General features: G+C 41.7%; 10 protein-coding genes and 1 riboswitch. Of the genes, 4 read left to right on the top strand and 6 right to left on the bottom strand.

Going from position 1 to position 11,473, the window contains the following annotated elements; all coding sequences use genetic code 11:
• Positions 1–75: 75 nt before the first annotated feature.
• The 3 genes from NAF01_RS11715 to NAF01_RS11725 form a co-directional block, all read right to left on the bottom strand.
• Complete coding sequence (locus NAF01_RS11715; protein ID WP_156185228.1) at positions 76–228, bottom strand: hypothetical protein; 153 nt, start codon at positions 226–228, stop codon at positions 76–78.
• A 156-nt stretch (positions 229–384) separates the two neighbouring features.
• Complete coding sequence (locus NAF01_RS11720) at positions 385–2,040, bottom strand: AMP-binding protein (protein ID WP_250802332.1); 1,656 nt, start codon at positions 2,038–2,040, stop codon at positions 385–387.
• 200 nt (positions 2,041–2,240) lie between these two features.
• Positions 2,241–3,035: a VOC family protein gene (locus tag NAF01_RS11725; RefSeq protein WP_250802333.1), complete on the bottom strand. Its 795-nt coding sequence runs from the start codon at positions 3,033–3,035 to the stop codon at positions 2,241–2,243.
• A gap of 211 nt (positions 3,036–3,246) precedes the next feature.
• On the opposite strand from NAF01_RS11725, the gene sda reads away from it, so the two are divergent.
• Positions 3,247–3,378, top strand: a complete 132-nt coding sequence (gene sda, locus NAF01_RS11730; RefSeq protein ID WP_035330849.1) for a sporulation histidine kinase inhibitor Sda — start codon at positions 3,247–3,249, stop codon at positions 3,376–3,378.
• Between the two features lie 431 nt (positions 3,379–3,809).
• Here the strand turns inward: sda and odhB are convergent, their stop codons facing one another.
• The 3 genes from odhB to NAF01_RS11745 all read right to left on the bottom strand — a co-directional run bounded on the left by odhB (position 3,810) and on the right by NAF01_RS11745 (position 8,464).
• Positions 3,810–5,063 (bottom strand): 2-oxoglutarate dehydrogenase complex dihydrolipoyllysine-residue succinyltransferase, encoded by a 1,254-nt coding sequence (gene odhB, locus NAF01_RS11735; RefSeq protein WP_197206976.1) that lies wholly within the window; start codon positions 5,061–5,063, stop codon positions 3,810–3,812.
• A 1-nt stretch (position 5,064) separates the two neighbouring features.
• Positions 5,065–7,908, bottom strand: a complete 2,844-nt coding sequence (locus NAF01_RS11740) for a 2-oxoglutarate dehydrogenase E1 component (protein ID WP_250802334.1) — start codon at positions 7,906–7,908, stop codon at positions 5,065–5,067.
• 316 nt (positions 7,909–8,224) lie between these two features.
• Positions 8,225–8,464, bottom strand: a complete 240-nt coding sequence (locus NAF01_RS11745) for a hypothetical protein (protein WP_048011627.1) — start codon at positions 8,462–8,464, stop codon at positions 8,225–8,227.
• A 164-nt stretch (positions 8,465–8,628) separates the two neighbouring features.
• Between NAF01_RS11745 and NAF01_RS11750 the strand changes: the two genes are divergently transcribed.
• From NAF01_RS11750 to metC, 3 genes are all read left to right on the top strand, one after another.
• Complete coding sequence (locus NAF01_RS11750; RefSeq protein ID WP_163145131.1) at positions 8,629–8,808, top strand: H-type small acid-soluble spore protein; 180 nt, start codon at positions 8,629–8,631, stop codon at positions 8,806–8,808.
• A gap of 177 nt (positions 8,809–8,985) precedes the next feature.
• Positions 8,986–9,101, top strand: a riboswitch (SAM riboswitch).
• Positions 9,102–9,176: 75 nt separating this feature from the next.
• Positions 9,177–10,289: a methionine biosynthesis PLP-dependent protein gene (locus tag NAF01_RS11755; protein WP_197245832.1), complete on the top strand. Its 1,113-nt coding sequence runs from the start codon at positions 9,177–9,179 to the stop codon at positions 10,287–10,289.
• Positions 10,286–11,470: a cystathionine beta-lyase gene (gene metC, locus NAF01_RS11760; protein ID WP_250802335.1), complete on the top strand. Its 1,185-nt coding sequence runs from the start codon at positions 10,286–10,288 to the stop codon at positions 11,468–11,470. The genes NAF01_RS11755 and metC overlap by 4 nt, the downstream gene beginning before the upstream one ends.
• The last annotated feature ends 3 nt before the right edge of the window (positions 11,471–11,473 follow it).

Raw genomic sequence — 11,473 nt, forward strand, 5'->3', positions numbered from 1 at the left:
GTTCTCTCTTTTGTTTACTATAGTATCATTTTCTGAAGATTCTTTTCAAAAAAAGAAGACGGAGAAACATCTCCGTCATTCCTGGCATTGGCAGGCATCCAAATTTTTAATTACCGGAAGCCTGCAAATTAATTTGTTATTTGAGCTTTTATGGTGTGGTGTTATTAAATCCATTTCTTTTTGTTTTGCCTTCATTAAAGCTTCCATTACATACATTTCATCATACATATGCTCTCGCTCCTTTTCCCATATCTTTAATACCATTTTAATTTCTTAAAAGCTTTATCACATTGGCTATGAGGAGGAGATATTTTAAGCCTTTTGAACGAAAGAAGATGGAAATTGAAAAAACCTGCGGGAAGTTCTCCCGCAGGCTTCATATGCCTATTGTTTTAATGTATTAGCATTTTCAATGACTTCTTTTGCTTGTTCACGCAATCTGAATTTCTGAATTTTTCCTGAAGCTGTCATTGGATATTCATTTATAAATTCGATATAGCGGGGGATTTTATGGCGTGAAATCTTCCCTTTGCAATAATCGCGAAGTTCTTCTGCAGTTAAGTCAGAGCCCTCCTTAGCTATTACCCAGGCGACCACTTCTTCACCATATACAGCATCAGGAACCCCAACCACCTGAACGTCCAGAATCTGAGGATGAGTATACAGGAATTCTTCTATTTCACGCGGATATATATTTTCTCCGCCGCGGATGATCATATCCTTTAATCTGCCTGTGATTTTACAGTATCCGTTCTCATCCATTACAGCTAGATCCCCGGTATGGAGCCAGCCATCCTCATCAATGGCTTCTTTTGTAGCATCCGGATTTTTATAATATCCCTTCATGACATGGTAGCCTCTGGTACACAATTCTCCCTGTATACCAGAAGGAACTTCGTTATTTGTGCCCGGTTCTACAATTTTCACTTCCACATTGGGCAAAGCCCTTCCAACTGATTCTACTCTCAGTTCAATTGGATCATCTGTCCGGGTCTGGGTTATAACTGGTGATGACTCTGTTTGGCCATAGGCAATGGTTATTTCGCTTGCGCCCATTTTTTCAATAACGCCTTTCATGACCTCAATCGGACAATTGGAGCCAGCCATTATGCCGGTACGGAGGGTTGATAGATCATATTTGCTGAAATCAGGATCATTCAGTTCTGCAATAAACATTGTTGGCACTCCATGAAGGCCTGTACATTTCTCATCCTGGACCGTCTGCAGAACAGCTTTAGGGCTGAATTCCTGAACTGGAACAATGGTGGCGCCAACGGATATGCATGCCATGGTTCCCAGCACACAGCCGAAACAATGGAAAAATGGAACAGGAATACATAATCGGTCATCTGTAGTTAATCGCATACAATTTGCGATATTGTATCCATTATTAACAATGTTATTGTGGGTTAGCATAACCCCTTTTGGAAAGCCTGTCGTTCCGGATGTATATTGCATATTTATGGCATCGTCAGGGTCAAGGCTTTCCATCCGCTCATCGAGTTCACTGTCTGTGACCGATTCGCCCATCCTGATAATATCTTCCCAGCTATAGGTACCAGGGAAGCGCTTTTCTCCCATGACGATAACGTTTTTTAAGAAAGGAAGTGTTTTGCTTTTCAGCTGCCCCGGCTCGGAATCTTTCAGTTCCGGAACGATGCTGTACAGCATTTCTATGTAAGAGGTGTCTCTGAACTTCTCCATTAGTACAATCGTTGTACTGTCAGATTGCTTTAACAGATACTCGAGTTCAGCAGCTTGATAGTTTGTATTAACGGTTACAAGGACAGCCCCCATCTTGCCTGTTGAAAACTGGCACGTAAGCCATTCCGGCGTATTTGTTGACCATGCGGCAATATGCTCACCTTTTTCAAGGCCCAGCTTCATAAACCCTTTGGCAGCAAGCCTGCAATAATCATTAAACTCCTTATAACTCATTCGGAGCCCGCGATCGGCATAAACTACAGCTTCATGATCAGGGTGAAGGCCGGCTTTCTCCTCCAGGAGCTTCCCTACTGTTAGATTCAATAATTCCGTCATCCAGAAATCCTCCTTGGTATATGATCTAATCATTATGCAAAAGATTTCTCTAAGATGCTGATTTAAAACGCTTACATTTTATGTTAACACATATTGCTGAATATTCAATATTTTCATATAGTAATAGTTTATAAATTTTCATAAGATAAAAAAACTGCCCTAAAAAAGGGCAGCAGGTTTAAGTTGAAACTTCTCTCTCGTTAAAAATAAAGACCTTCAAATAGTGATAGTTCTTTGTTAAGGCCTGGCGCTACTTGAACAGCAAAGGGTTTCTCACCCCTCTTACGAAGAACTTCCATTGCCATTCCATTCTCGTATAATGGCTGGCAAAAGATGATATTAACTGAACCAATCAGAATGACTGCTCTTTTGTCTTTTCCGTCACTGCTTATGTAAATATCAGCCCGGGAAGCTGGAATGATCTCCTGCCATGCTGCCGCAGATTTTTCACAGTCTTTAGAAGCTATATAGACTGCTTCTATTTTTTTAGCAGCCAGCTTTTCATCAATTAGGCCGAGTTGTCTCAGTTCCGCAAATCTTTTATCATCTTCCTTGCCCCAGTCAATAAAGAAAGGGTATTGATAGTCGTAATTTTCCTTTAAGAAGAGCATTTTCCAGGAAAGGATGCTTCCGTCCGCCCTCTTTCTGCTTCCATCAAAGATTGGGAGGGTCTCAAAGCCCTTTGCCGTTAATTCACCCTGCAGCTCTTCAATATTATTGGTTCGGAAGCAAAGCTGTCCGATTCCTTCTCCACTTCTTATTTCTTCTGTCAGCTGTTTAATGAGCGGATTATCGCTCATTGAGGCAATATGATTCTTTTCAATCGATAAAAACTCAAGGTATGAATGCCCAATGTACAAGAGGCTGTTATATGTTCCCCAATTTTCATGGCTCCCCCCTGATATTGCCTTATATCCTTGATCCCTCCATTTTGCAGCAGCAGCAGCCGGCTCAGCCTTTATAAAGTGGACAATATGATCAAGCGTCACATTCATATGCAGATTCTCCCTTTATTCAGTAGTTATATAAATTTTACCTTTTTCTGTATAACACAGTCTACTGTCTGATAGTGTGAAATGAATATACAGAAAAATGTCACCAGAATGTAATAAATCTTTTCTTTATAAAGGGTTCACAAAATCTTAAAAAACCTTTACAATAATAAAAAATAGAATATTCAATCCATTTAACCAGGAGGTATGCATAATGAAAATTATGAGTAATGAGCAGCTGGTCGTCTCGTATCGTGATGCATTAAAGTCAGGGTCTGAAAAGGAATGGATTAGGATATTAAAAACGGAGATTCAAAAACGGGGCTTAAGACCGTTTAAAGAGTAAATTTCAAAATCCATATTAGTTAGCCAAATACTTAGTGAATATGTAGAGCGGGAGCTATTCCCGCTTTTTTTATTATCTTCGGACGTATGCTGTAAGTTTGTTTGCTTTTTTTATATTTTCATATTCCTCTTCACTTATAACCCCTAATTTCTTTAACACCGCACTATACTGCAGAATTTTCATTTGCCTTCTTTTCAAGGTTATCACCTGCTTTTTAATATACTATTCATAACCTGTACTTTGTTTCCTTAATGCAAATAATTTTCCATAAAGAAAGCGGAAGCGCCTTGCTCATCCCCCACACCTCGAGGGGGTAGGCGCTGGAGCTGGAAGCAGACACTCTTCACAGAGTTATTAATAACGTTCATTTTTATAGTTTCGTATGCTCCTAAAAAAACCAGAGCGGAACCCCACTCTGGTTTTTTTATTTATTAGGCTTCAAAAAGAAGGCTTTCCGGATCTTCAATCAGTTCCTTGACGCGTTTCAGGAATGTTACAGCTTCTTTTCCGTCAACAATGCGGTGGTCATAAGATAGTGCGATGTACATCATTGGACGGTTTTCCATTCTTTCAGCATCTATCGCAACCGGGCGCAGCTGGATGGAGTGCATTCCAAGGATACCAACCTGAGGTCCGTTCAGAATTGGCGTAGACATCATGCTGCCAAATACACCGCCATTTGTGATCGTGAAGCTTCCTCCCTGCAGATCTGAAAGAGCGAGCTTATTGTCTCTTGCCTTCACTGCAAGGTCCATGATATCCTTTTCGATTTCCGCAAAGTTTTTGCGGTCTGCATCGCGGACAACCGGAACGACAAGACCTTCAGGAGCTGAAACAGCGATACCAATATCATAGAATTTTTTCAGAACGATTTCATTGCCTTGAATTTCAGCATTTAAGTAAGGATTCTTCTTAAGTGCTGCAACGACCGCTTTTGTGAAAAATGACATGAAGCCAAGCTTAACATCGTTTTCTTCAAAGAATTTATCCTTCCGCTTCTTGCGAAGGTTCATTACATTTGTCATGTCCACTTCATTGAATGTGGTCAGCATGGCTGCTGTTTGCTGTACTTCTACAAGGCGATTTGCAATTGTCTGGCGGCGGCGGGACATTTTAATCCGTTCCACTTCTTTTCCGCCTGATGCCTGTTCAGCCGGTTTGGAAGCTGCTGCCGGTTTTGATGTTTGAGCCTGCTGTTTTGCCTGGTTAGGATTAAAGGATTCAACATCCTGTGTTCTGATTCGGCCCAGTGGGTCGGCTGTCGGCACCTGGCTCAGGTCAATGCCCTTTTCTCTTGCCAGCTTTCGTGCTGCCGGTGAAGCGATTGGACGCTGTCCGCCAGTTTTTTCTTCAGCAGCAGGCTGTTGTGGCTGCTCCTCTGCCTTAGGCTCTTCCGCTTTTGCTGCTTCAGGCTTTTCTTCCGCTTTTTCCGGAGCAGGTGCAGCTTGTCCGCTTTCATTAACGACAGCAATGGTTTCACCTACATTAACCGTGTCGCCTTCCTGTGCTTTGATTTCCTGTAAAACTCCGCTATGTTCAGAAATAATTTCAACATTTACTTTGTCCGTTTCAAGTTCGACAACATAGTCACCTTTATTGACAGTGTCACCAGGCTGTTTCAGCCACTGTGCCACCGTACCTTCTGTAATGGATTCCGCCAATTCTGGAACTTTGATTTCTGCCACCTTAATTTCCTCCTTCTTGCTTGCGTGTTAGGGTTTCTTCTATTATGCGTGCTTGTTCTTTCTTATGAACAGTCGGGTCACCTTCTGCCGGGCTTGATCTGCGTCTTCTTCCGATGTAGCTGACTTCGATTTCGCTGCCTGCGATTTCTTTCAGTCTAGGTTCAACGAAATTCCATGCACCCATATTTTTAGGTTCTTCCTGAATCCAGACAATTTCATCCACATTTGGATAACGGGTTAAAATGTCTTTGATCTGATTCATTGGGAACGGATAGATTTCTTCCACACGTAAAATATGGAACCAATCCTGATCCGGATAGTTTTTCAGGTTTTCGGCTAAATCAATTGTGATCTTTCCTGTTCCAAGAATGATGCGTTTCACTTTTTCATGATTTTGACCTAAACCAGGCTGTTCGATAACGGATCGGAATTCTCCTTCGCTCAATTCAATTCCATTTGATGCGACAGTCGGATTGCGCAGCAGACTCTTCGGAGACATGATCACTAACGGGCGAACTTCCTCTTTTCCGAGTATGGCAGCCTGTCTTCTTAAAATATGGAAGTACTGTGCTGATGAAGAAAGATTGGCAACTGTCCAGTTATTTTCAGCTGCAAGAGTCAGGAATCTTTCCAGGCGCGCACTTGAATGTTCTGGTCCTTGTCCTTCATAACCGTGCGGAAGGAGCATGACAAGACCTGATTTTTGGCCCCATTTTGCTCGGCCGGCAGCAATAAACTGGTCAAACATTACCTGTGCTGCATTGGCGAAATCACCATATTGAGCTTCCCATAAAACAAGGGTTTCCGGAGCAAATACATTATATCCATATTCAAAGCCTACAACAGCGGCTTCTGATAATGGACTATTATGGACAGCGAATGATGCCTTGGCAGTTGAGAGCTTATGCAAAGGTGAATACGCTTTTCCAGTTGTATGATCATGCAGGACAACGTTTCTTTGAGCAAATGTTCCTCTCTCTGAATCCTGGCCAGTCAGTCTGACAGGTGTGCCATCAGATAGGATGGTTGCAAATGCCAGTGTTTCTGCGAGGCCCCAATCAATTTTGCCGTCCCCTTCAAGCGCTTCCAATCTGCGCTGTAAAATTTTGCCGAGTTTATCAAATACCTTGAAATCCTCCGGCCATTTTAATAATTCTTCATTGATTTGTTTTAGTTTATCAATTGAAACGGCTGTATTAATTTTTGGCAGACCCTTTTCGACAGTTTCAGGAGGATCGGTTAATTCAGCTTCCTTCTTTTCTTTTGGCACTTTTTCATAGGCTGCCTTCATTTTTTCCAGCACTTCATTATGGACGCCTTCAGCTTCCTCTTTACTGATGATCTTTTCATTTAAAAGCTTTTCAGCATACAGCGCTTTCACGGTTGGCCGATTGCGTACAATATTATACATAAGAGGATTCGTCGTCATAGGCTCGTCCATCTCGTTATGTCCAAAACGGCGATACCCGATTAAATCGATGAGGATATCCTTCTGGAATTTAGCACGATACTCACAGGCAATTCTTGCCGCTGCAACTACTGCTTCAGGTTCGTCCGCATTAACATGCATAATTGGCATTTCATACCCTTTGGCCAGATCACTTGCATATCTGGTAGAGCGTGAATCATGTGATTCGGTTGTGAAACCAATTGTATTATTGGCAATGATATGGATTGAACCGCCAGTATTATAGCCAGTCAACTGTCCGAGATTAAGTGTTTCTGCTACAATGCCCTGACCAGGGAATGCTGCGTCTCCATGAATGATAATGGCTAGAGCAGCTTTTGGATCTACTTCAGGATAACCGGCCTTTGTTCTGTTGTCCTGTGAAGCTCGCGTGTAGCCCTCCACTAGTGAACCAACAAATTCCAGGTGGCTCGGATTGTTAGCTAATGTCAGTCTGGCTATTGTCGTATTCTCATCTTTGATTTGTTTATCAAGACCAAGATGATATTTAACGTCACCTGTCCAGCCGTAATTGATCCCGATGGATCCCTCAGAAGGAACCAGTTCTTTATTCGGGGCATGCTGGAATTCTGCGAAGATCATCTCATATGGCTTTCCAAGCACATGAGCAAGCACATTTAACCTTCCACGGTGGGCCATTCCGATGTTAATCGTTTTTGCTCCATCAGAAACGGATTCAGAAACAATTTCATCCAGTAACGGGACCATTGTATCCAGACCCTCAATGGAGAATCTCTTTTGTCCGACGAAAGTTTTATGAAGGAACTTTTCAAATTCCTCAACTTCAGTCAGTCTTCTTAAAACTTTCAGTCTTTCCGCTTTTTGCATTGACAGCTTGTGGCTGTTGGCCCCTATTTTACGGCGAAGCCAGTCTTTTTCGTTTTCATCAAATATATGCTGGAATTCAAAAGCAATGGGTCCCATATAAGCGCTCTTCAGGAATTCAATTGCTTCAAGTCCGTTGCGTAAAGGATATGTGGCATCTTTGGTAATGACACCAGCAGGGATCTCTTTTAAGTCATTTTCAGTTAAGCCATATTTGCTCAGTTCAAATAAAGCAATTTCCGATTTATTGTTACCCAGTGGATAAATATCGGCAGCCAAGTGGCCATATGTGCGGATATTATCTGCCAGGCGAATAGCAGCAAGTGTTTTCTCAAGCTGTCCGGCATTCATTGGCTGATTTGCAGATGAAGCCATTTGCACCGTTCCTTCACTCGTAAGAGGGGAACCATTTTTTTCAAAGTACTCTTTCATTTCAGGATCAATCGAGGATGGATCCTCTAAATATCTTTCATAAAGTTCAATAACGTAGCCAAGGTTTGGGCCATGAAATCCCTGTTCAAAAGGTCCCTCACCATTCAATGGCTTTTTCATGGAAAATTACCTCCATAACTGTTTTGTAAGTGAATAATTCAATACGTTTTTTCTCTCTAAAAGTACAATACCCATCATAAGAAGGGATTAACAATTCATTTTTACGAATAATAATATTTTTCAGAGGATAAAACGTTTCCACAGCTATTCTAACACGTAAAATCTAGTTGTACAAAGATAAAAACATGAATATAGTGGAAAACTATTAAAAAAATTTTTTAATAATTACTTATTCTAATAAAATGATTTGTAAATGGGTAAACATTTATAAATAAGAAATAACTGAACATATAAAAAAAGCCGAAAAGTTTCGGCTTTAAAAAGTTTCTACCAGGTTAATATAGATTTGTTTCGATTCATTGGTATTTTTTCTGTTTTCTTTAAGGGAAGATTCAATGGCTTCTCTGGTATCTACGGGAAAATCAAAATGACCGCATGTTGTACATTTTTGGAATAAGCTGCCGGCAACATTCACTTCAATGCCATCAATTGTCCGGAAAACGGCTGGCCCATCTGTTTCAGCAAATCTGTGACGGCAGTGACTATGTTCTTGCATAATAGCTTCCCTCCAAGAAATATTATTTTCCTCATTATTATAAAGGAAATATTCTGAACTTTAAAGCGATCTACCTATAACAGTTTATGCCAGGCTCATTTTAAAAGAATAATATGTGTCTTTTTAAGGCACATTAAAATTATTCAAATTCAGGAGGTTTTTCCATGAATATAGGCAGAGCAAAAGAGATTGCTGAGTCTGCTGAAATGCACAGTGTTACTTTAAATGGCATACCGATCATCATTCAGCATGTAGATGAGCAGACTAAGACAGCACGCATTTACACAAAAGCAAATTCTGAAAAAGAAATGAATGTGTCGGTTAACGATTTGATTGAAGAATGAATACCCTAAAAAAACTTTCCAGAATGTAATGGAAAGTTTTTTTGGTTCAAGATCATATTTTAGGCAGAAGGACTCAAGATGCCTGGCCCGATATTTTTTATAACATGAAATATTCAAAAAAGTGTTGACTATTAACGGTTTACTGTAGTAAAGTTTAGAGAAAATTTAATATTTGATTTCTTATCCAGAGAGGTCGAGGGTAAGGCCCGACGACGCCTCAGCAACCAGCAATCGTATTTTGATTGAAAAGGTGCTAATTCCTGCAAGTTTTTTAGAAACTTGAAAGATAAGAAGAATGGCTGTTCACATTAAAAAGTCTTCTTCTTATAGAAGGCTTTTTTTATTTTAAAGAAGGAGTGTTTACCAGTATGTACAATATTGACACCAAATTAGCGCAAATCGGAAACAGGAGCGAATCAGCAACAGGAGCAGTGAATCCGCCTGTATACTTTTCAACCGCCTACCGGCATGAAGGCATTGGACAGTCAACTGGCTTTGACTATAGCCGAACAGGCAATCCTACCCGCCAGCTGCTTGAAAAGGCGATCGCCGATCTTGAAGAAGGCGATCAAGGCTATGCCTGCAGTTCTGGAATGGCTGCCATCCTTACGATTCTTTCCCTCTTTAAATCAGGAGATGAGTGGATTGTTTCCAAGGATTTATACGGCGGAACCTACCGTCTGCTTGAACAGGGCTTCAAAAAATGGGGACTGCAGAGCAAATATGTGAATACGAGCACTCCGGAAAATGTTGAAGAGCTAATCACCGAAAATACGAAAGCTATTTTTCTGGAGACTCCCACTAATCCGCTCATGGAAGAGACAGATATTCAGTTAATAGCTGATATCGCGAAACGGCATAATATTCTCCTGATCGTTGATAACACATTTTACACCCCCCTTCTTCAGCAGCCTCTAAAGCTTGGTGCTGATATTGTCATCCATAGTGCGACAAAGTATCTTGGAGGACATAATGATGTACTTGCCGGTTTAGTTGTCGCAAAAGGCAAACAGTTATGTGAGGATCTTGCCATGAACCACAATGCTGCCGGTGCAGTCCTTAGCCCATTTGATTCCTGGCTTTTGATCAGAGGCATGAAGACACTCTCTCTTCGCATGGAACGTCATGAAAAAAATGCCCGGGAATTAGCGGCTTTCTTATCAGACCACGCTGCCGTAACGGAAGTTCTTTATCCAGGCAAAGGAGGAATGATATCTTTCCGGGTCCAGGATGAATCCTGGGTGAATCCTTTTCTGCAGAGCCTCTCCCTCATCTCCTTTGCTGAAAGCCTTGGCGGAGTCGAGAGTTTTATAACATATCCCGCAACACAAACGCATGCGGACATCCCAGAAGAGATCCGCATTGAAACAGGTGTCTGTAACAGGCTTCTGCGTTTCTCGGTTGGAATCGAAAATGCAGAAGATTTGAAGGCGGATCTTCAACATGCTTTTGCAAAGGTTTTAAAGGAGGCAGTACGATGAGTACGAATTACACATTTCAAACGAAATTACTTCACAATAATCAAAAGTTCGACCCGGAAACAGGAGCTGTCAGTGTACCGATCCAGCATGCCTCCACTTTCCATCAAAAAGATATAGATGCATTCGGAAAATATGATTACAGCCGCAGCCTGAATCCAACAAGGGAAGCACTTGAAGAAGTCATCGCCGAGCTTGAAGAAGGGATTAGAGGGTTTGCCTTTTCTTCTGGAATGGCTGCCATTTCCACAGCATTCCTCCTCTTGTCACAGGGAGATCATGTGGTCATTACAGAAGACGTATATGGCGGAACCTATCGCATGACAACAGAAGTCCTGTCCCGTTTTGGCATTGAGCACACATTTGTTGATATGACTAATCTAGAGGAAGTAAAAGAAGCAATCCGTCCAAACACAAAAGTTTTTTATGTAGAGACTCCTTCCAACCCGCTGCTGAAGGTGACAGATATACAGGCCATCAGTTCACTGGCAAGACAGCATGGAGCCCTGACATTTGTGGATAATACATTCCTTACCCCTGCCCTTCAAAAACCGCTCTCTTTAGGGGCGGATATCGTGCTGCACAGCGCAACCAAATTCTTATCCGGACACAGTGACGTCGTAGCCGGCTTAGCTGTTGTGAAGGATCCGGAGTTAGGTGCAAGATTGGCTTTTCTCCAAAATTCCTTTGGAGCTGTTCTGGGTGTTCAGGATGCCTGGCTTGTTCTTAGAGGCATTAAAACGCTGCAAGTAAGGCTGGATCAGTCTGTGAAATCAGCTGAGAAGATTGCTCGTTTCCTTCATGATCACCCAGCAGTAAACAAAGTTCATTATCCCGGTTTTGCAGAACATGCCGGCTATGAAATTCAGAAAAAGCAGGCTGTGAATGCAGGTGCCGTCTTGTCTTTTGAACTTGAAGATGAAAAGTCGATGAGAGTATTTGTGGAAAATGCGAAAATTCCTGTTTTTGCAGTAAGTCTGGGAGCAGTTGAATCCATCCTCTCCTACCCTGCCAAAATGTCGCATGCAGCCATGCCTGCATCTGAAAGAGAACAGCGCGGAATTACAGACAGTCTTCTCCGTCTTTCTGTTGGCCTGGAGAACGCAGACGATATTATAAAAGATTTTAATGCAGCTTTATCTGCAGTCGAACAAACAAAGCAATCCATTTTACAGCGGGGGTGATAC

The organism is Cytobacillus firmus, from assembly GCF_023657595.1.
Taxonomy (GTDB): Bacteria; Bacillota; Bacilli; order Bacillales; family Cytobacillaceae; genus Cytobacillus; species Cytobacillus firmus_B.

Coding starts and splice junctions, on each gene's coding strand:
- NAF01_RS11715 (WP_156185228.1), bottom strand. CDS start 228: ATGTATGATGAAATGTATGTAATGGAAGCTTTAATGAAGGCAAAACAA.
- NAF01_RS11720 (WP_250802332.1), bottom strand. CDS start 2,040: ATGACGGAATTATTGAATCTAACAGTAGGGAAGCTCCTGGAGGAGAAA.
- NAF01_RS11725 (WP_250802333.1), bottom strand. CDS start 3,035: ATGAATGTGACGCTTGATCATATTGTCCACTTTATAAAGGCTGAGCCG.
- sda (WP_035330849.1), top strand. CDS start 3,247: ATGAAAATTATGAGTAATGAGCAGCTGGTCGTCTCGTATCGTGATGCA.
- NAF01_RS11740 (WP_250802334.1), bottom strand. CDS start 7,908: ATGAAAAAGCCATTGAATGGTGAGGGACCTTTTGAACAGGGATTTCAT.
- NAF01_RS11745 (WP_048011627.1), bottom strand. CDS start 8,464: ATGCAAGAACATAGTCACTGCCGTCACAGATTTGCTGAAACAGATGGG.
- NAF01_RS11750 (WP_163145131.1), top strand. CDS start 8,629: ATGAATATAGGCAGAGCAAAAGAGATTGCTGAGTCTGCTGAAATGCAC.
- NAF01_RS11755 (WP_197245832.1), top strand. CDS start 9,177: ATGTACAATATTGACACCAAATTAGCGCAAATCGGAAACAGGAGCGAA.
- metC (WP_250802335.1), top strand. CDS start 10,286: ATGAGTACGAATTACACATTTCAAACGAAATTACTTCACAATAATCAA.